Origin of the sequence: Pseudoalteromonas sp. 78C3, assembly GCF_002836695.1 — a bacterium.
GTDB classification, from domain to species: domain Bacteria; phylum Pseudomonadota; class Gammaproteobacteria; order Enterobacterales; family Alteromonadaceae; genus Pseudoalteromonas; species Pseudoalteromonas arctica.
The window spans coordinates 1-19,129 of sequence record NZ_PJAV01000161.1 but is presented as its reverse complement, the minus strand read 5'-3'; the positions used below and the strand labels follow the sequence as shown (position 1 = coordinate 19,129).

Annotated in this window: 19 protein-coding genes and 1 pseudogene; all 20 read left to right on the top strand. The window is 39.5% G+C overall.

Features of this window, described 5'->3' with window-relative positions:
- The first annotated feature begins 58 nt into the window (after positions 1-58).
- On the top strand, positions 59-544 hold the full coding sequence (gene rbfA / locus CXF76_RS14295) for a 30S ribosome-binding factor RbfA (protein WP_007585506.1): 486 nt from the start codon (positions 59-61) through the stop codon (positions 542-544).
- Positions 528-1,487 (top strand): tRNA pseudouridine(55) synthase TruB, encoded by a 960-nt coding sequence (gene truB, locus CXF76_RS14290; protein WP_007585508.1) that lies wholly within the window; start codon positions 528-530, stop codon positions 1,485-1,487. Before rbfA ends, truB begins: the two co-directional genes overlap by 17 nt.
- Before the next feature lie 153 nt (positions 1,488-1,640).
- On the top strand, positions 1,641-1,910 hold the full coding sequence (gene rpsO / locus CXF76_RS14285) for a 30S ribosomal protein S15 (RefSeq protein WP_007585509.1): 270 nt from the start codon (positions 1,641-1,643) through the stop codon (positions 1,908-1,910).
- 354 nt (positions 1,911-2,264) lie between these two features.
- Positions 2,265-4,391 carry a polyribonucleotide nucleotidyltransferase gene (pnp, locus tag CXF76_RS14280; protein WP_024591623.1) on the top strand — a complete coding sequence of 709 codons (2,127 nt, stop codon included), beginning with the start codon at positions 2,265-2,267 and terminating at the stop codon, positions 4,389-4,391.
- A gap of 142 nt (positions 4,392-4,533) precedes the next feature.
- Positions 4,534-5,412 (top strand): lipoprotein NlpI, encoded by an 879-nt coding sequence (gene nlpI, locus CXF76_RS14275; protein WP_024608885.1) that lies wholly within the window; start codon positions 4,534-4,536, stop codon positions 5,410-5,412.
- Positions 5,399-6,574 (top strand): hypothetical protein, encoded by a 1,176-nt coding sequence (locus CXF76_RS14270; RefSeq protein WP_024608884.1) that lies wholly within the window; start codon positions 5,399-5,401, stop codon positions 6,572-6,574. The genes nlpI and CXF76_RS14270 overlap by 14 nt, the downstream gene beginning before the upstream one ends.
- Positions 6,575-6,789: 215 nt before the next feature.
- Positions 6,790-9,582, top strand: a complete 2,793-nt coding sequence (locus CXF76_RS14265; RefSeq protein WP_024608883.1) for a monovalent cation/H+ antiporter subunit A — start codon at positions 6,790-6,792, stop codon at positions 9,580-9,582.
- A complete protein-coding gene (locus tag CXF76_RS14260; protein ID WP_010554685.1) occupies positions 9,582-9,935 on the top strand; it encodes a Na+/H+ antiporter subunit C in 354 nt (117 codons plus the stop codon). Before CXF76_RS14265 ends, CXF76_RS14260 begins: the two co-directional genes overlap by 1 nt.
- The gene (locus CXF76_RS14255; protein ID WP_101164004.1) at positions 9,932-11,449 is read left to right on the top strand and encodes a monovalent cation/H+ antiporter subunit D; all 1,518 of its coding nucleotides are present in this window, start codon (positions 9,932-9,934) and stop codon (positions 11,447-11,449) included. The genes CXF76_RS14260 and CXF76_RS14255 overlap by 4 nt, the downstream gene beginning before the upstream one ends.
- A complete protein-coding gene (locus CXF76_RS14250) occupies positions 11,449-11,985 on the top strand; it encodes a Na+/H+ antiporter subunit E (RefSeq protein WP_007585523.1) in 537 nt (178 codons plus the stop codon). Before CXF76_RS14255 ends, CXF76_RS14250 begins: the two co-directional genes overlap by 1 nt.
- Positions 11,979-12,248, top strand: a complete 270-nt coding sequence (locus CXF76_RS14245) for a K+/H+ antiporter subunit F (protein ID WP_007378493.1) — start codon at positions 11,979-11,981, stop codon at positions 12,246-12,248. Before CXF76_RS14250 ends, CXF76_RS14245 begins: the two co-directional genes overlap by 7 nt.
- Positions 12,249-12,257: 9 nt before the next feature.
- Complete coding sequence (locus CXF76_RS14240; protein ID WP_007585525.1) at positions 12,258-12,590, top strand: Na+/H+ antiporter subunit G; 333 nt, start codon at positions 12,258-12,260, stop codon at positions 12,588-12,590.
- Between the two features lie 130 nt (positions 12,591-12,720).
- Positions 12,721-13,218 carry a DUF2059 domain-containing protein gene (locus CXF76_RS14235; RefSeq protein ID WP_024591619.1) on the top strand — a complete coding sequence of 166 codons (498 nt, stop codon included), beginning with the start codon at positions 12,721-12,723 and terminating at the stop codon, positions 13,216-13,218.
- Between the two features lie 511 nt (positions 13,219-13,729).
- Positions 13,730-14,173 (top strand): MerR family transcriptional regulator, encoded by a 444-nt coding sequence (locus CXF76_RS14230; RefSeq protein ID WP_024591618.1) that lies wholly within the window; start codon positions 13,730-13,732, stop codon positions 14,171-14,173.
- A complete protein-coding gene (locus CXF76_RS14225) occupies positions 14,163-16,409 on the top strand; it encodes a heavy metal translocating P-type ATPase (protein WP_101164003.1) in 2,247 nt (748 codons plus the stop codon). Before CXF76_RS14230 ends, CXF76_RS14225 begins: the two co-directional genes overlap by 11 nt.
- A 20-nt stretch (positions 16,410-16,429) precedes the next feature.
- Positions 16,430-16,783: a cupredoxin domain-containing protein gene (locus CXF76_RS14220; protein WP_007378488.1), complete on the top strand. Its 354-nt coding sequence runs from the start codon at positions 16,430-16,432 to the stop codon at positions 16,781-16,783.
- A 70-nt stretch (positions 16,784-16,853) separates the two neighbouring features.
- Complete coding sequence (locus CXF76_RS14215; RefSeq protein ID WP_007585532.1) at positions 16,854-17,069, top strand: TIGR02450 family Trp-rich protein; 216 nt, start codon at positions 16,854-16,856, stop codon at positions 17,067-17,069.
- Positions 17,070-17,950: 881 nt separating this feature from the next.
- Complete coding sequence (locus CXF76_RS14210) at positions 17,951-18,163, top strand: calmodulin (protein WP_007585535.1); 213 nt, start codon at positions 17,951-17,953, stop codon at positions 18,161-18,163.
- A 169-nt stretch (positions 18,164-18,332) separates the two neighbouring features.
- Positions 18,333-18,539, top strand: coding sequence for a hypothetical protein (locus CXF76_RS14205; protein WP_024591130.1), 207 nt, complete (start codon positions 18,333-18,335; stop codon positions 18,537-18,539).
- Positions 18,540-18,921: 382 nt separating this feature from the next.
- Positions 18,922-19,116, top strand: a pseudogene (locus CXF76_RS14195) (EF-hand domain-containing protein); the annotation flags it as partial.
- Positions 19,117-19,129 lie beyond the last annotated feature (13 nt).

Sequence of the window (19,129 nt, the reverse complement as noted above, 5' to 3'; positions counted from 1 at the left end):
CATTATTTAGTTAACTTATTATTTAATTTCAATAAGTTATTATTTTAGGACAAGTATAATGAGAGAATTTTCTCGCACTGATCGTGTTGCACAGCAAATCCAAAAAGAGATTGCTGTAATTTTACAACGCGAAATTAAAGATCCACGCTTAGGTATGGTGACAGTGTCAGCGGTAGAAGTATCGCGCGATTTATCTTATGCCAAAATTTTCATTACTGTGTTTAACACACAAGATGAAGACGCAGCAAAGCAAAGCGCAAAAGTACTTAATGAAGCAACGGGCTATATTCGCTCGTTACTTGGTAAGCGTATCCGTGCACGTATAATGCCTGAGTTAAAGTTTGTAGTTGATAACTCATTAATGGAAGGTATGCGTATTTCTAACTTAGTGGATTCTATTATCCGCGAAGATAACGCAAAGCATGTAGATGAAGACGTAGAAAGTGTTGATGCTGCTGATGTTTCAGATAGCGAAGAAGGTACTGATCACGTAGACGATACAGATAGCGAAGAAGGCACTGATACAGATGGCAAAGCGCAGTAAAGGCCGTGCAGTTGACGGTATTTTGTTGTTAAACAAACCTGAAGGCATTTCATCAAATAAAGCATTACAGCAAGCAAAAAGTGTTTATTTTGCGCAAAAAGCTGGGCACACAGGTGCTTTAGATCCACTTGCCACAGGTATGCTGCCAATTTGTTTTGGTGAAGCGACTAAGTTTACGCAGTTTTTACTCGATACAGATAAAACCTATATCGTTCGTGCACAACTGGGTGAGCGTACAACAACATCAGATTCTGATGGCGAAATTGTTAGCACTAAAGATGTGAACGTTACGCGTGAACAGCTAACAAAAGAAATAGCTGCTTTTGTTGGTGAGTCTGAACAATATCCGTCAATGTACTCAGCTCTTAAGTACCAAGGTAGACCGTTATATAAGTACGCGCGCGAAGGTATTGAAGTTCCTCGTAAATGCAGAAAAATAAACGTGTTTAGCTTATCGTTTGACGAATTTGATGAACAAAGCAACGTATTACAAATGACGGCCCATGTATCTAAAGGGACCTACATTCGTACAATCGTTGATGATTTAGGCGAAAACCTAGGCTGTGGCGCACACGTTATTATGCTCCACAGAACCGCTGTTGGTCAGTATCCGGCAGATAAAATGGTCTCGCTTGATGAGATTGAAGCGTTGCTTGCTAAAGCGAAAGAAGAAGAGCTTGCGCCTTCAACTTATTTAGACTCGCTATTGCTACCAATTGATACTGCTTTAACTGATTTACCCGTTGTTGAAATTACAAAAGAACAAGGGGGAATTTTTAGTCACGGGCAAGCTGTAGAATTATCAATCGCTTTACCTGATGGTGCAATTAAAGTTGTTGCGGATAATATATTTATTGGTACTGGTGAGCGCAACTCAAACGGTCATTTAAAGGTTAAACGTGGTCTTGCTAGTCAGCAAGACGATTACGTGAAGCCTGAATAAGCAACTAATGTGCCTAACGGTGGCTTATTAGTTGTAGTTGGGGATAATTAGCTTGTAGTTATTCCTACAGTTGGTAGAATACGCCCGCTTAATCGTTTTGGCTGAATTAGTGATCGGCTAAGACACCTTTTAAATTTAATTTTTGGAGTTACTATGTCACTAAGCAATCAAGAAAAAATCGATATCATTGCTAAATTTGCACGTGCAGAAGGCGATACAGGTTCATCAGAAGTACAAGTAGCATTACTTACTTTTGACATCAACAAGCTTCAAGGTCACTTTGCTGATCATAAGCATGACTTCCACTCACGTCGTGGTCTGCTTCGTAAAGTAAGCACTCGCCGTAAACTACTTGATTACCTTAAAGGTAAAGACATCACTAGTTATACTGCGTTAATCAAAGAACTTGGCCTACGTCGCTAAGAACTAGATTATAGAAAAAGGAGCTTTTTAGCTCCTTTTTTTGTGCCTAAAATTTGTGTTTGAAAATAAAACAAATATATAAACCTATTGAATTATATTGTAAAACTCCTATTTCATAGCTTATCAAGCATCGTTGTATTTACCCACTCATTAGCCCAGCTTAAATCTAGTAGCTAGACTCGCATTTTGAAGCAGCTTTGGTATATACTATGCGCGTAGGTAAAAAGGTTTATCTACGCTTATTCACATCATTGCCAATTGTAGTACTTAATTGATTTCCAACTGAATACAATTATGTACTGTAATTGGTACTTTGATGACAACTTATTAGAATACATTTAAGGAATATTTTAAGTGCAAGCAATTATTAAAGAATTCAAACTAGGTCAACATACAGTGACTCTAGAAACTGGTGCAATCGCTCGTCAAGCAGACGGCGCTGTACTTGCAAGCATTGGCGACACTTCAGTTTTAGTAACTGTTGTTGGTAAGCGTGAAGCACAACCTGGCCAAGACTTTTTCCCACTAACAGTTAACTACCAAGAGCGTATGTATGCTGCTGGTCGTATCCCAGGTGGTTTCTTAAAGCGTGAAGGTCGTCCTAACGATGGCGAAACACTTATTGCACGTCTTATTGACCGTCCAATTCGTCCACTTTTCCCAAGCGGTTTTGTAAACGAAGTACAAGTTATTGCTACTGTTGTTTCTGTTAACCCTGAAATCCAACCTGATATGGTTGCGATGATTGGTACTTCAGCAGCACTTGCTATCTCTGGTATCCCGTTCAGTGGTCCAATTGGTGCATCTCGCGTTGGTTACATCAACGGCGAATACGTACTTAACCCTACATTAAAAGAGCTTGAAGAAAGCCAACTTGATTTAGTGGTAGCCGGTACTGATAAAGCGGTACTTATGGTTGAATCAGAAGCTAACGTACTTGCAGAAGACGTAATGCTTGGCGCTGTTGTATATGGTCATGAGCAATCTCAAGCGATCATCACTGCAATCGAAGAATTTAAAGCAGAAGCAGGCAAGCCTACTTGGGATTGGACTGCACCAGCTAAAAACGTTGCACTAGAAGATAAAGTTGCAGCAATTGCTGCTGATAAAGTAGGCGCAGCTTACTTAATCACTGATAAAGTAGCGCGTAAAGAAGCACTTGGCGAAGCGAAGGACGAAGTTGTTGCAGTATTAACAGCTGAACTTGCTGAAGGCGAGTCTCTAGACAAGCAAGAAGTTGGTAAAATCTTCGGTTCACTTGAGAAGAAAATCGTTCGCGGCCGTATCGCTGCTGGCGAAAAACGTATCGATGGTCGTGAACCAGATATGATTCGTGCACTGGATGTAATGACTGGCGTATTACCGCGTACTCACGGTTCTGCTATCTTTACTCGTGGCGAAACTCAAGCGTTAGTAACAGCTACACTTGGTACAGAACGTGATTCACAGTTAATCGACGATTTAACTGGTACTCATAAAAACCACTTTATGCTTAACTACAACTTCCCTCCATTCTGTGTAGGTGAAACTGGTTTTGTTGGTTCTCCTAAGCGTCGTGAAATCGGCCATGGTAACCTTGCTAAGCGTGGTATTGCTGCTGTAATGCCAACATTGACTGAATTCCCATATTCAATCCGTGTAGTATCTGAAATCACTGAATCAAACGGTTCATCTTCAATGGCTTCTGTATGTGGTACTTCACTTGCACTTATGAATGCCGGTGTACCAATTAAAGCGTCTGTTGCCGGTATTGCGATGGGTCTAGTTAAAGAAGACGATAAATTCGTTGTTCTTTCTGACATCTTAGGTGATGAAGATCACTTAGGTGACATGGACTTTAAAGTTGCTGGTACAGCTGCAGGTATCACTGCACTTCAAATGGATATCAAAATCGAAGGTATCACTCAAGAAATCATGCAAATTGCGCTTAAACAAGCAAAAGCTGCACGTTTACATATCTTAGAAGTGATGGACGAAGCAATTTCTGCTCCTTCTGAAGAGCTATCAATGTTTGCTCCTCGCATATACACAATGAAAATCCCACAGAAGAAAATCGCTGAAGTTATCGGTAAAGGTGGCGCAACTATTCGTCAGCTTACTGAAGAAACTGGTACAACGATTGAAATCGGTGACGACGGTACAATTAAAATTGCCGCTACTGATGGCGAAAGTGCAGCTAATGCAATTAGCCGTATTGAGCAATTAACAGCTGAACTTGAAGTAGGTACTATCTACGAAGGTAAAGTTGTACGTATTGTTGATTTCGGTGCGTTTGTAAACATTCTTCCTGGTAAAGATGGTCTAGTACATATTTCTCAAATTAGTACTGAGCGCGTTAATAACGTGGCTGATCACCTTTCTGAAGGTCAAGAAGTTAAAGTTAAAGTACTAGAAGTAGATCGCCAAGGCCGTGTACGTCTAAGTATTAAAGAAGCAATGGAATCAGCAGCACCTGCAGCTGACGCGCCAACTGACGCGTAATTGTTAACTTATTAATCTAGTTATATTAGCTAGATGATAAAAAAAGGGGCTGTTTAGCCCCTTTTTTTATGCTTTAATGAAACCTTATTGGACAAGGTCTGTCTTATATTAATCGCGATATATCTTGGTATTAAGGATTTTAATGATACTCAAACATTTAGCTTTGGCATCTTTTGCTATTTTGTCTTTAAGCGCTTGCCAAACTACAACAGAATCAGAACCAACCCCGATTGTTAATGTGCCATTTACTGCACCTTTAGCCTCTGACTTTAGAAGTGAAATTGCTATTGCACGCTACTCAGAGTTATTGAATAGGGCTGACTTAAGCGAAGAGCAACAAGCTAAGCTTTATTACGACCGTGGTGTACTTTTTGATAGTCTAGGTATGACCACTCTTTCGCGTATTGATTTTAACCGCGCAGTAAAACTTAAGCCTGATTTAGCTGAAGTGTATAATTTTTTAGGTATTCAACATACGCTTATGCAGCAGTATGAAAAAGCCTATGAGTTTTTCGATTCAGCTCTAGAACTTGATGAAGAGCATGAATACGCCTATTTAAATCGAGGAATTGCACTGTATTACGGCGATAGAGCTGGCCTTGCTAAAAATGACTTTAACGAGTTTTTAGCCCGTTCTCCTAACGATCCGTACCGTGTTTTATGGGTTTATTTAGCCCAGGCACACGAGGATAAAGTAACCGCACTTGATGCACTTAAACAAAATGCGACTGCGCTTGATGATTCGCAATGGGCGTATCAGTTAATTTCTCTTTATACGGGCGATATGAGTGAACATGCATTTTTATCAGGCATTAGTGATGGTGTTAGAACTGAGCAAGAATATGCGCAGCGTTTATGTGAAGCTTATTTTTACCTAGCTAAAATGCATCAAGCAGCGGGTGAGCTTTATTTAGCATCCGATTATTTTAGGCTTGCGCTTGCGACTAACGTGCACGAGTTTATTGAATATAAATATGCGCGTTTAGAACTTGAGTTGATGGAAGGTGTTGACGCAAGTTAAGCGTTTTAAATTAATAGGTGTATTACTATGTTGTTTGTTAATTACAGGCTCGAGTAATCACCTTGGCGCTATTGGCTTTTGGCATGTTTTAAATACAAAAGCCAATGTTCTACAAAGTTATTGGAATTCACCAGCTTATTTTTCTGATCACCTAGAGCAGTTACCAAAGACCTCTTTAGCTATACTTGCTCGCAGTAAAATTTCCTCAGCACAATATATGTATTCTCTTAAACTTATTAAAAGCAGTCAGAGTGATACTGCAAAACAATTTTGGCTCTCAGCTATAAATGACTTAACAATCCCAGAGCGTAAAATATTAGCAACAAAGTTACTTGAGCAATCACGTTGGAGCGATTTAGAGTTACTCGCTAGTAAAAACAAATTACCAGCAGGGGATGTGCTAAATCATCTAAAACTTCAGTTAAAAACACCACAGAGTAAAATATCTACCGCGTTTATCCACGATCTTGGTTTTTCATCTTTAAAAAATATAAGTAAGCCTAATAAGCAATGTATGTTTAACGTGCTGACTATGAGCGATCATCGTAGTGGCTTATATAAACTTACAGAGTTTATTAATGCTTATAATAAACAACCAGAGCCCCGTGAAAATATTTTTTGCTTTTCAAAACCAGTTTACGTTGCAGGTATGCTTGAGTGCAAAAGTAGTACTAGTCAAATAGCAAAGTGTGACTGGCAATTATCTAAACTTAATAGCCAGCTTCCTAACAATTTTGATTTTATAGTGATGATGCCTAAAGATGGAACGGCTAATGTCACGAAGGGAACAATGCTAATAAACTCAAAAGCAAAATACAGTATATTTTTGCATGAGCTGATGCATTTTAACGGTTTTGAAGATGAATACGCTTTGCCTAAAACTAAGCAAGCATGGTTGTGTGCAAAAACGGGTTTTGTTGCACCTAATTTATTTATTTCTCATGGTGAGTCGCCGCCAACAGGTTGGCATAAAGCAAAGAGTTGCCAGGTAGGGGGTATTGCTTATAAACCTAGTGAAAATTGGTCTATTATGCAATATCAGCAGTTAGGGCTCTCAGCGCAGTATAGACAACTTTGGTTGAAACATTTAGATATGACCAATGGTAACTTTCATCATCACCCTGGCGCGCTTACATTTGCAAATAAGGCCATATTAAATTAACAATTATCAGTATTAATTAATTGTTTTTTTAGGCTTAATAAATTGTTAGTTCTTGTTTAAAAAACACCCATATAGAACCGCTTTTTATAGACAAAATCAGTGTTTTTCAGTATAACTATAGTCATTAATGTCGTTTAAAAACAGGCAGTAAAAGCATCACTTAGTATTAAAAAGAGATGCCCTGATAAACTTATGATAATAAAAGGCCCTACATTATGACTTTGCTCTGGATACCCTTGTTATCCTTAATTGGCAGTGTTATTTCTGCATGCACAGGTAAGTTATCTCGCAATTTAAGCACTAGTTTAACGGCTCTTGCGCCTTTGACGGCTTTGGGGATTACTCTATACCATGCACCTGCCGTTTTAGCGGGCGAAACCATTCGTTATTCTTTAGCTTGGATCCCGTCAATAGGACTCGATTTATCTCTGCGGTTAGACGGCCTCAGTTTATTGTTTATGTTTATGATTTTAGGCATAGGCTTGCTCGTTATCCTCTACACGCGTTACTACCTAAGCGCTAATGACTCAATGGCTAAGTTATATAGTTACTTAATGCTATTTATGACTGCAATGCTTGGTATTGTTATGTCTAACAACGTCATTCAACTGTGGTTGTTTTGGGAATTAACGAGCATCAGCTCATTTTTATTAATTAGTTTTTGGTGGCATAAATCAGAAGCGCGAAAAGGCGCACGTATGGCGCTTGCTGTAACAGGCGCGGGCGGCTTAGCGTTACTTGCTGGATTGATGCTATTAGGTGATATTGTTGGTAGTTACGACCTAGATGTTATTCTAGCGAGTAAAGCAATAATTCAATCTCATGATTTATACGAAGTAGCATTGGTATTGGTGCTACTGGGTGCGTTTACTAAATCGGCACAATTTCCATTTCACTTTTGGCTTCCTCATGCAATGGCAGCGCCTACGCCAGTAAGCGCGTATTTACACTCTGCGACGATGGTAAAAGCCGGTATATTTTTGTTAGCACGTTTTCATCCTGCTTTAGCTGGCACCGATACGTGGTTCTTGCTCGTTGGGTTAACGGGTTTAGCTACGTTGTTGTTTGGTGCTTATATAGCATTATTCAAACACGACTTAAAAGGCTTGTTAGCCTATTCAACAATAAGCCATTTGGGTTTAATAACGCTATTACTCGGACTTGATACTGAGCTTGCGACTGTTGCTGCTATTTTTCATATAATTAACCATGCAACGTTTAAAGCGTCGTTATTTATGGCCGTTGGTATTATTGATCACGAAACGGGCACGCGCGATATGCGTAAATTAAATGGTATGTGGCGATACTTACCATACACTGCAACGCTTGCGATGGTCGCGGCGGCTGCAATGGCAGGAGTTCCTTTACTAAATGGCTTCTTGTCTAAAGAAATGTTTTTTGCAGAAACGCTACACCAGCAAGTGCTTGGTTCTATGTCGTGGTTAATTCCAGTACTGGCAACTGTTGCAGGTGCATTAGCTGTTGCGTACTCAGCACGCTTTATTCATGACGTGTTTTTTAATGGTGAACCAATTGATTTACCTCGTACGCCGCATGAGCCACCGCGCTATATGCGTGTACCAATAGAAATACTCGTTGTGATTTGTTTGTTAGTGGGTATGTTCCCGCACTTTACAATTGATGGCATTTTATCTGCGGCGTCTTTAGCTGTACTTGGAAAAGAAATGCCAGTGTACGAATTGGCTATCTGGCATGGGTTTAACTTGCCTCTACTAATGAGTGCGATGGCGATTGCTGGCGGCTTATTTATTTATATTAATCGTAAATATCTATTTCAATTTCAAGCATCGTTACCACCTTTAAACGCTAAAAAAACGTTTGAACGTGTGATATTAAGCGTTATTGCTTGGTGTCAGTCAAAGGTAAGCAGTACAGAAAATGGATCGCTGCAGCGCTACCTTGTAATTATGTTAGCGGTGGTATTACTGTGTGCGGGTTGGCCATTATTTGAAATGCAACAACTTGCCGGAAGCATGCCACTTACCCCTGTTGATGTGCACAATGCAATTGGTGCAGGCTTATTGATTATTGGTGCTCTTGCTACCGTTATTTGGCATCGCTCTCGCATGGTGTCGCTATTAATGCTCTCAATTGTAGGATTAATGGTGTCGGTTGTATTTACACGCTTTTCTGCTCCAGATTTAGCGCTTACGCAGCTAACTGTTGAGGTTGTTACTATTATTTTACTTATGCTGGCATTGTTTTTCTTGCCTCAGCATACGCCAAAAGAATCAAGTTCATTACGCGTACTTCGAGACTTAGCAATAGCCTCTACACTAGGTGTAGTGATAGCGAGTATTTGTTATGCATTACTTACACGCCCGCTAGATTCAATCTCAGACTTCTTTATTGCTAACGCTAAAATTGGTGGCGGTGGTACTAACGTAGTTAACGTTATTTTAGTCGACTTTAGGGGCTTTGATACGCTTGGTGAAATTACCGTATTAGGCATTGCCGCATTAGGTATATTTAAAGTACTTTCTCGAATCCCATTATTTATGCCAGCGAGCGACAGCGAAGGGCGCCCATGGGCTAAAGAACGTCATCCAATATTACTGGCGAGTATTTCACAAAGTTTATTACCGCTTGCGTTATTAGTTTCTGCATATATTTTCTTACGTGGACATAACTTACCTGGTGGTGGCTTTATTGCAGGACTGGTAACGTCAATCGCGTTTATTTTGCAATACATGGCGCATGGTACAGCATGGATAAACGAACGCTTTGATGTTAATTATCGCAAAATTATAGCTTCAGGCATTGGTATTTCTTTGTTTACAGGTGTGGGTAGTTGGTTCTTCGATAAGCCATTTTTAACAACTTGGTTTGACTACTTTGATATTCCGTTTGTCGGTAAAACAGAGCTTGCCAGCGCGATTGCATTTGACCTAGGTGTTTACTTAACTGTTGTAGGCGCTACGTTAATGATTTTAGCAAGCTTAGGTAATATGACAGCAGATACCCAGAAAAAAGAGGTAAATATTTAATGGAATTATTGTACGCATCTTGCGTTGGAGTATTGGTCAGTTGCGGTGTGTTTTTACTGCTAAGAGCTCGTACGTTCCCTGTAGTACTTGGGCTTACTATGATTTCATACGCTGTTAACTTATTTTTGTTTTCAGCAGGTCGCCTTACTATTAATAAAGCGGTAGTACTTGGTACTGGCACAGAATACGCCGATCCTCTACCTCAAGCATTAGTACTAACTGCAATAGTGATTGGTTTTGCGATGACCGCATTTGTGGTTATTTTGGCAATACGTGGGCGCGCCGATTTAGGTAGTGACCATGTTGATGGTTATGTGCCTAACACCTCTGCAGATAATAAGGAGCAAAAATGATCCAACATTTAGCTTCGCTACCTATTTTATTACCTATGTTGACGGCAGTTATTTTATTGCTGCCGCCATGTGGTAAAAGCGTCAAAATTCGCCGCTTAGTTTCAATTGTAATGGCAATAGCTACTTTTGCCATTAGTGTGCTTTTACTTGTACATATTAATAATACGGGTATTAATGTTTACGCTATTGGTAATTGGTCTGCACCATTTGGGATAGTCTTAGTCGCTGATATGCTATCTACCTTATTGGTTACGTTAACTTCACTTTTAGGTTTGGGCGCTATTTTATATGGTAGTGCTGGCGATGATGAAAAGGGCAGCTTTTATCATCCACTTGTTCATTTTTTAATATTGGGTGTAAATGGCGCGTTTTTAACTGGCGATTTATTTAACCTATTTGTATTTTTTGAAGTGTTACTGATTGCATCATATGCACTGTTAATGCACGCAGGTGATAAACAAAACACTCGTGCGGCACTGCAATATGTAATATTAAATTTAGTTGGCTCAAGCGTATTTTTAATCGGTTTGGGTATTTTGTACGGTGTACTTGGTACGCTTAATATTGCAGATATGGCGCAAAAAGTATCACAGCTTTCGGGAGATGATGTATACCTAGCAAAAGCAGGTGGTTTATTACTATTAATTGTATTTGCTTTAAAGGCCGCACTATTACCTCTGCATTTATGGCTTCCAAATACGTATTCAAGCGCTAAACCTGTGGTTGCTGCATTGTTTGCGATTATGACCAAAGTAGGCGTTTACGCCATGCTTCGTGTTTACACGGTGATATTTGGCGAACAAGCAGGAGCGCTTGAACATATGGCGCAGCCTTGGCTTTGGGGCTTAGCAATTGCCACCATTATAGTGGGTGCCATTGGTGTTATGGCAGCGCAAGACTTACGTAAACTCACCTCTAACTTAGTATTAGTATCGGTAGGTACGTTAGTTGCGCTAATTGCATTGCAAAATGTAAATGCCACTGCTGCACTTTTATATTATTTAGTGCATTCAACACTTGTTAGTGCTGCACTGTTTTTACTAGCAGACTTAGTTTCAATCCAGCGCGGTAAAGTTGGTGATAGGCTAGTAGCGGGTCGCTCTGTTAAACAACCATTTTTATTAGGTGTGTGCTTTATTGTTGCGGCATTAACTGTAGTTGGTATGCCGCCACTATCAGGCTTTGTAGGTAAAATTTGGATACTTAAAGCCACATTAAATAGTGAGCAAGCTTTACTATTTTGGCCTGTATATTTAGTAACAAGCTTTGCGTTATTGGTAGCGCTTTCGCGTGCTGGCACGACCTTGTTTTGGGAGCATAAAAGTAAAAATAGCGAAAACGCAGATTGTGCAAATGCACACCCGTTGCAGGTAATTGTAATTATAGGTTTACTTGCGTGTTCGCCATTGCTCGTTATTTTTGGCGGACCAATAAGTGAATACATGCTAGGTGCTGCTACTCAGTTACATGATATAAGCGGCGGTATTAATGCTGTACTTAAAGGAGGCATGTGATGAGATTACAAGCCCGTTTTCGTTGGTTACCAACGCCATTTCGTAGCTTATTTTTGTTTATGGTTTGGCTATTGTTAAATAATAGCGTGTCGGTAGGGCACTTAGTATTAGCGACTATTTTTGCAATACTTATCCCAATATTAAGTTTTTCGCTTCGCGAGCCTCAGCCACTAATTTTAAAGCCGGGCTTGGCTCTTAAGCAGTTGCTTATTGTGCTGTACGATATTGTCGTAGCAAATTTACAAGTGGCTTTACTTATACTTGGGCCATCTAAAAATTTGCGTCCGGCATTTATAAAAGTACCGATAGATTTAACTCATGATATGCCAATTACCATATTGGCCAGTAGTGTATCGCTTACACCCGGTACAGTGAGTGCAGAGGTTTACCCAATTGCTGAATCGTTACCTGAGGGTGAAGAGCCAACACAACGCTACTTATTAATACATGTGCTTGACCTTAAAGATGAAGAAGCACTTATCAAACAAATAAAACAACGCTACGAAGCTCCACTAAAGGAGATATTTCAATGTTAGACACCGTATTACTCATTGTTTTTTCGATGATTGGCTTATCATTATTGCTTAATTTATGGCGATTGATCATTGGTCCATCAGTGCCTGATCGTGTTTTAGCGCTCGATACAATGTACATTAACGTCATTGCACTGATTATTTTATATAGCATTAGTATGGATACAGGGCTTTATTTTGAAGCTGCACTGCTTATTGCCATGCTAGGTTTCATAAGTACAGTTGCAGTGTGTAAGTATTTACTACGTGGCGATATAATTGAATAAGGTGAAAACATGATCAGCGAATGGGTTGTATCAATATTATTGTTATTTGGTGGTACGTTTATTTTAATTGGCTCAATAGGCTTAGTTAAACTACCTGACTTTTTTATGCGTTTGCATGGGCCAACTAAAGCAACAACGTTGGGTATGGCAAGTATGCTAATTGCAGCTATGGTTTATTTTGCAAATTCAGGGCATGGCCTAAGTGTTAAAGAAATACTCATTACTATATTTTTACTAATTACGGCACCGATTAGTGGCTACATGCTAATAAAGTCAGCTATTCATCATAAGCTAAAAGCCAAAGAAGGCACTAAAGGCCTAGATAATGTAGAAGACGATTAACATAAAAATATATTTATAAAAGGCCGAATAAATTCATTTTATTCGGCCTTTTTAGTGACTGCTTGTACCCTTTACAAGACTAATTAATAATGTAACTATAAAACGATTATTTATATGAAAGGATATTATTATGGGTAAGGTACTACTTTTATCATTACTGATTTTTTCTAGTAGTTTGTATGCTGAACAAAATATTAAGCAGCAAAAAATAGATGAACTTATTAGTGTAATGAATTTAGATTCAATGGTTGACTCTATGTACGGCCAGGTTGAAGGTATGATGAAAGGCATGTCAGACCAAATGGGCGTTAAGCCTTCTGAACAGGCAATTTTTGATAAGTACTACAGCGACATGACGACGGTATTAAAAACCGAAATGAGCTGGGCCAAAATGCAGCCGATGATGATTAGCGTGTACGACAAACATTTTAGTGAGCAAGAAATTGCCGATATGTTAGCGTTTTATAAAACAGATACAGGGCAAAAAATACTTGAAAAAATGCCTGTTGTAATGCAAGAGTCTATGCAAATGTCACAAAGCTTAATGAAAGATGCTATGCCTAAAATACAAACTTTAGCGCAGCAACTAAGCGACGAATTAGAGCAAAGCCGTAGCGAATCAAACTAGGGCAGCGCATGTTTGGTATTTATGCTGCGTTATCGCCTATTTATGGGGAATAACCACACTACATAGGCTCTGCCTTGCCTAAAGACCAAACAGTCTGCTGTAAATTAAACCACCAATGATCAACACGCCCTTAGATTAATACGCGCCTTACTTAGGCGCTTCTCTCCTGAATTACACCCCCTCCAGATAATACACGCCCGATATCAGCTTAAGTTAATTATGTTTGTGTCATTATATCAATGAGCAACAATACTTAATCAATTTGAGGGATTAAATTCTGCGTTAACAGCGTTAAAAAATTTCTGATATACGAATGCATGGATGCAGAAGCAATTAGTGATAGCAACTAAATAACGAAACCTTTGCCTTGTTATCAACACTATTTTCTTGTCTTAAATTGGTTACTTAATTAAGCGAATTGGTATTATTTTATTAGTTTTAAAATAGTCATTGACCTATGTGTTGCACCTAGGTTTATTATGAAGCTACTGAAACACGACGGAGCTAAATTATGTATGTTAAACAACTCGCCAAGTTAATGGGCGTGACTGCCGATACTGTTCGTCATTACACACGTGTTGGGTTACTTTATCCAATACGCAGTGAAGAAAATGGCTATCAAGAGTATACAAAGCAAGACCAGCAGCGTTTAAAGTTTATTATTAGCTCTCGTCAACTTGGTTTTTCACTCAAAGATATTCAACACATTATAGGCGAGTCAGAGCAGGGGAATTGTCCTTGTCCGTTAACGCGTAAACTCATTACTAAACGCCTAGAAGAAACCGAAGCACTATTTCAAGAAACATTAAAATTACGAAACAGAATGCATGCAGCTCTGGAGCAATGGGATACATCAGCCGATGGTGCAAATGCCAGTGACGTGTGTAGTTTAATAGAATCTTTTGTTGATCCAATAAACGATTCTGCAAATAAGGAGCAGCGTAATGACGACTAATACAAAAGACACCGCGCAAAACTTTATTATTGAAGGCGCTAATTGCGGCAGTTGTGTGGCTAAAATTGAAAAAGCCCTTAATAGCGTGCAAGGCGCGCAAAACGTGGAAATGAACTTTGCTGAGCGTACTGTCCGTGTAGAAGGTAAAGCCCGCGAAAGCACGCTTATTAAAGCAGTCGAAAACATTGGTTATTCAGCTAAGCCAATGAGTAACGAGTCTGATCAAGATGCACTTGATGAAAAAGCAAAGTCGGACGAGGCACATTACAAAAAGCTAATGCGTAATATGATATTAGCGTTAGGGGTCGGTGCACCGTTAATGATATACGGGCTTATTTTTGACATGAGTGTGACCACCGACACACAACGAATAGCATGGTTTTTAGTGGGTATAGTCACGCTTGTGGTTATGGCTATATCAGGTAAACAATTTTACAACGGTGCATGGCAGGCATTCAAAAACCATGCTGCCAATATGGATACATTAATAGCGCTTGGTACAGGTACTGCGTGGTTGTATTCAATGTTTGTGGTAATAGCACCAAACTTATTACCACAAGTCGCAAGACACGTATATTTTGAAGCGTCATCGATGATCATCGGTTTAATTAGTTTAGGGCTCGCTTTTGAAGTAAAAGCACGTGGGCGCACCTCACAAGCAATTAAACGCTTAATTGGCCTGCAACCAAAAACTGCACGCGTAATTCGCGATGGGCAAGAGCAAGACATCGACATTAGTGATGTGGTAAAAAATGATGAAGTACGCGTACGCCCGGGTGAAAAAATCCCTGTGGATGGCGATGTTATTGAAGGCAGCAGTACGGTTGATGAGTCAATGCTTACTGGTGAGCCAATGGCCGTCCGCAAAAAAACGGGCGATAAAGTTGTTGCCGGAAGTATTAACAAAAGTGGCACTTTATTATTTAAAGCCACGCACATTGGTAGCGAAACCACACTTGCCAATATTATCAATATGGTAAAGCGTGCACAAAACTCTAAGCCATCAATAGGGCGCTTAGCTGATGTTATATCAGGAATATTTGTACCAACAGTTATGATTATTGCAGTACTTGCGGGCCTTGCATGGTTAAACTTTGGACCTGAGCCATCAATTGCCTATGCCGTTGTTGCGGTAACCACTGTACTTATTATTGCTTGTCCTTGTGCGCTAGGACTCGCAACCCCTATGTCGGTTATGGTGGGTATTGGTAAAGCCGCAGAGTCAGGAATATTAATTCGAAATGGTGAGTCGCTGCAAACAACATCTAAAATTACCACCATGATTTTAGATAAAACAGGCACTATTACTCAAGGCACACCGCAAGTTACCGATGTAGTTACGTTTAATAACAGTGATGAAAATACAGTAATGCAACTTGTTGCAAGCCTTGAAAGTAGCTCAGAGCATCCACTGGCAGAAGCAATTACGGCATACGCTAAAAAGCAGGGCTTAGCTTTAAGTAAAGTAGCCGACTTTGATGCCATTACAGGTAAAGGTGTAACTGGCAGTGTTGACGGGCAAACATTGTTGTTTGGCAATAAAGCGCTAATGGATAAATACGATGTAGCCGTTGATGATGCAACCGAGCAAGCTCAAACACTTGCCAGTGATGCTAAAACGCCCATGTATTTTGCAAGTAATAATAAGCTTCAAGCTATTATTGCAGTAGCAGATCCTATTAAAGAGGATTCAGTTGAAGCTATTAAACGCTTGCAAGATAAAGGTATCCACCTAGTTATGCTAACAGGTGACAACAAAGTCACTGCACAAGCCGTTGCTAAACAAGTTGGTATTGATGACTTTATTGCAGAAGTAATGCCCGATGATAAAGTAAACGAAGTAACAAAACGCCAAGCAAACGGTGAAATAGTGGGTATGACAGGTGACGGTATTAACGATGCCCCCGCACTTGCGCAAGCAGATGTAGGGTTTGCAATTGGCACTGGTACCGATGTTGCAATAGAAAGTGCAGACATTACCTTAATGCGTGGTTCGTTACATGGCCTTGCTGATGCAATTGCAGTGAGTAATGCAACTATTTCAAATATTAAACAGAACCTATTTGGTGCCTTTATTTATAACGTGGCGGGTATTCCGATTGCAGCCGGCGTGTTGTATCCATTTTTTGGAATACTACTTAACCCTGTTGTTGCCGGTGCAGCTATGGCACTTTCATCGCTTACAGTGGTAAGTAACGCTAATCGCTTACGTTTTTTCAAACCAAATAAATCGTAATTTAAGCTAAGGAGTACATTATGTTGATGATTAATATAGGTGGTGCACTGTTAATAGCCGCAATTATTTATTGGTTTTGGCTATACAAACCAGAGCAAACACAAAGTGATGACAACAAAGTAACGATAGTCGTTGATAACGGTGTTTATAAGCCAGGACACATTAAAGTGGCAGCCAACAAAGAGGTTGTACTTACCTTTGATAGAAAAGACAGCGCGCCGTGCGCCGAAACAGTGGTATTTCCACAGCTTGATATAAGTAAAACTCTGGCAATGGGTGATGGCAATACAGTTAAACTACCCGCGCTTGAAGCCGGTGAGTATGACTTTCATTGCCAAATGCAAATGTATAAGGGCAAGCTAGTTGCTCAGTAACCTGAACTAAGTAGGTGTTGGGGTCGTATAGTTGCCTTATAAAAGTTACGAGTAAGAGTCGCTATATTAAATGAATAAATTAAACCCTAAAAAATTATTGAATAGTAAATGGACCGCAACACCTTCTATAAATAAAGAAAAACACTTCATTATTGTTGAGGTAGAATTTGATGAAGATGGCAATGTAATTGAGTGTATTACCGAGGCTGTTATGTCAAAAAATCAATATCCAATTAGTTGGCGAGATTTAAAAGATAACCAAAAGTGGCTACAAGGGTGGAAGTAGTTCAAATCTATATACTTTACCTCCCACTAGGGCGTGTTGATCTTTGTGGATTGAAATTTGTTCAAACTAGGGGCGATTAAATCGCGGCGCGAGGTTTGTAACCTAGTGGGCTAAGTAAAAACCGAGCAACAAAGAGTTGATCGTCCCTAGAAAGAACCCAAAGGGCAGTGCATGTTTGGTATTTATGCTGCGTTATCGCCTATTTATGGGGAATAACCACACTACATAGGCTCTGCCTTGCCTAAAAACCAAACATACTGCTGCAAATTCACCCACCAAAGATCAACACGCCCTAATAGCGGCACATTTGCAGATAGCTGGAACACGATATAGGTTTGCTTAACTCAAGCGAACCTATATTTTACGGTGCATTAAGTTATGAACTCAATGCTATAACTTAGCTCATATATCACATTCTTTCTGAGTAATTCGCCATTTGGCAACAAAACAGTTAATTTCAAAATATCCTTTAAAAATTTTTATAATAAATCTCAAAAATAATGTAACTGACTAATTATAAATGAATTAATTTTTTAATAGCCGCGAATAAATCCTATGCTACTTCCATGTTCATATTCAGTTTATTTTGAAGACTAACCCAAACGCCCCCCTTATTGGCTTTTTAGCAAAAGTGTGTCTTTTTAATTAAATTTAACTAATTGATTTATAATGGCTTATTGTTTTTAGTTAAATGGCTGTTGCTAAATAGCAACAATAAGACCTCCCCAAATTAAGCTTCTCTCGTTTTATGTCGTTTAACTCATTGTTTTTAAATAATAAATAAAAAGTGGCACCGAAGTTGTTATACCTAGAGTGTATTAAGCAAAACGTGATGAAAGCCAAAGGCCTTAGTCGCAACAACCCAATGAAGGAATACTATTATGAAAACATTTCAATCAACACTAGTACTAATGGCGCTAGCTTCTTCATCAGCGGCTTTTGCAGCAACAGATTTTGATACGCTAGACGTAGATGGTAATGGCGCAATCAGCCAAGCCGAAGCATCAGTGGATGCTGAGCTTTTAAGCAAGTTTGAAGAACTCGATACAAACCAAGATGGTGAGCTATCTGAAGATGAGTTTTCTAAGGCCTAAAATTAAAGCCTTAAGCAGTTAATGCTCTGTAATGTTATCTAAATTCTGAGTTGCCAAAGACAACCTAAGTAGGCAAGGGAGCCTACTAAAAAGAATAACCAGGAAGTGACTAGAGAGCACTATAGAGCAAATTTATTTGGGACACCGCATACTATTGAAGGATTAAATTATGAAAAAGCTACAATCAACATTTGTACTTATGGCTATTGTTTCTTCGTCAGTAGTATTTGCAAACACAGACTTTGAAACACTCGACGCAGACGACAACGCTTCAATTAGTCGCTCTGAGGAATCGGCGCAAGTGATAGAGCAATTTGACGAGCTGAATGTTCAAAGTAGCGGTGGTCCGACAGAAAATGATTTTTTTGAATATTAATTTATAAACACTTTACTCCTAAAGGATCTTTGAAAAGGACTTCTTACCTCTAATCAGGTCACCCCTAATCAGGCTCAAAGCCTAAGGAAACGATTATGAAAACACTACACAAAACTTTAGGGCGTATTGATCTTTGTGGATTGAAATTTGTTCAATCTAGGGGAGATTAAATCGCGGCGCGAGGTTTGTAACCTAGTGGGCTAAGTAAAAACCGAGCAACAAAGAGTTAATCGTCCCTAGAAAGAACCCAAAGGGCAGCGCATGTTTGGTATTTATGCTGCGTTATCGCCTATTTATGGGGAATAACCACACTACATAGGCTCTGCCTTGCCTAAAAACCAAACATACTGCTGCAAATTCACCCGCCAAAGATCAACACGCCCTACCACTTGTAGCCCTTGCTTCTTCTTCAGCGGCGTTTGCTGCGGTAGATTTTGATTCTTTTGATACTGATGGCGACGGCGTAATTAGTAAAACAGAAGCCCAAGTAAACTCGCAACTAGTACAGCTTTTTGATCAATTAGATGCAGATGGAAATGGCGAATTATCTAAAGAAGAGTTTTCGAAGGTTCAGTAACAGGCTCTATATT

Excerpts from the sequence above, each read along its gene's own strand:
- CXF76_RS14235 (WP_024591619.1), top strand. The coding sequence starts at position 12,721 with ATGGGTAAGGTACTACTTTTATCATTACTGATTTTTTCTAGTAGTTTG.
- CXF76_RS14260 (WP_010554685.1), top strand. The coding sequence starts at position 9,582 with ATGGAATTATTGTACGCATCTTGCGTTGGAGTATTGGTCAGTTGCGGT.
- rbfA (WP_007585506.1), top strand. The coding sequence starts at position 59 with ATGAGAGAATTTTCTCGCACTGATCGTGTTGCACAGCAAATCCAAAAA.
- CXF76_RS14245 (WP_007378493.1), top strand. The coding sequence starts at position 11,979 with ATGTTAGACACCGTATTACTCATTGTTTTTTCGATGATTGGCTTATCA.
- CXF76_RS14240 (WP_007585525.1), top strand. The coding sequence starts at position 12,258 with ATGATCAGCGAATGGGTTGTATCAATATTATTGTTATTTGGTGGTACG.
- CXF76_RS14230 (WP_024591618.1), top strand. The coding sequence starts at position 13,730 with ATGTATGTTAAACAACTCGCCAAGTTAATGGGCGTGACTGCCGATACT.
- CXF76_RS14255 (WP_101164004.1), top strand. The coding sequence starts at position 9,932 with ATGATCCAACATTTAGCTTCGCTACCTATTTTATTACCTATGTTGACG.
- CXF76_RS14215 (WP_007585532.1), top strand. The coding sequence starts at position 16,854 with ATGAATAAATTAAACCCTAAAAAATTATTGAATAGTAAATGGACCGCA.
- CXF76_RS14220 (WP_007378488.1), top strand. The coding sequence starts at position 16,430 with ATGTTGATGATTAATATAGGTGGTGCACTGTTAATAGCCGCAATTATT.
- CXF76_RS14205 (WP_024591130.1), top strand. The coding sequence starts at position 18,333 with ATGAAAAAGCTACAATCAACATTTGTACTTATGGCTATTGTTTCTTCG.
- CXF76_RS14250 (WP_007585523.1), top strand. The coding sequence starts at position 11,449 with ATGAGATTACAAGCCCGTTTTCGTTGGTTACCAACGCCATTTCGTAGC.
- CXF76_RS14210 (WP_007585535.1), top strand. The coding sequence starts at position 17,951 with ATGAAAACATTTCAATCAACACTAGTACTAATGGCGCTAGCTTCTTCA.
- rpsO (WP_007585509.1), top strand. The coding sequence starts at position 1,641 with ATGTCACTAAGCAATCAAGAAAAAATCGATATCATTGCTAAATTTGCA.
- CXF76_RS14225 (WP_101164003.1), top strand. The coding sequence starts at position 14,163 with ATGACGACTAATACAAAAGACACCGCGCAAAACTTTATTATTGAAGGC.
- nlpI (WP_024608885.1), top strand. The coding sequence starts at position 4,534 with ATGATACTCAAACATTTAGCTTTGGCATCTTTTGCTATTTTGTCTTTA.
- CXF76_RS14265 (WP_024608883.1), top strand. The coding sequence starts at position 6,790 with ATGACTTTGCTCTGGATACCCTTGTTATCCTTAATTGGCAGTGTTATT.
- truB (WP_007585508.1), top strand. The coding sequence starts at position 528 with ATGGCAAAGCGCAGTAAAGGCCGTGCAGTTGACGGTATTTTGTTGTTA.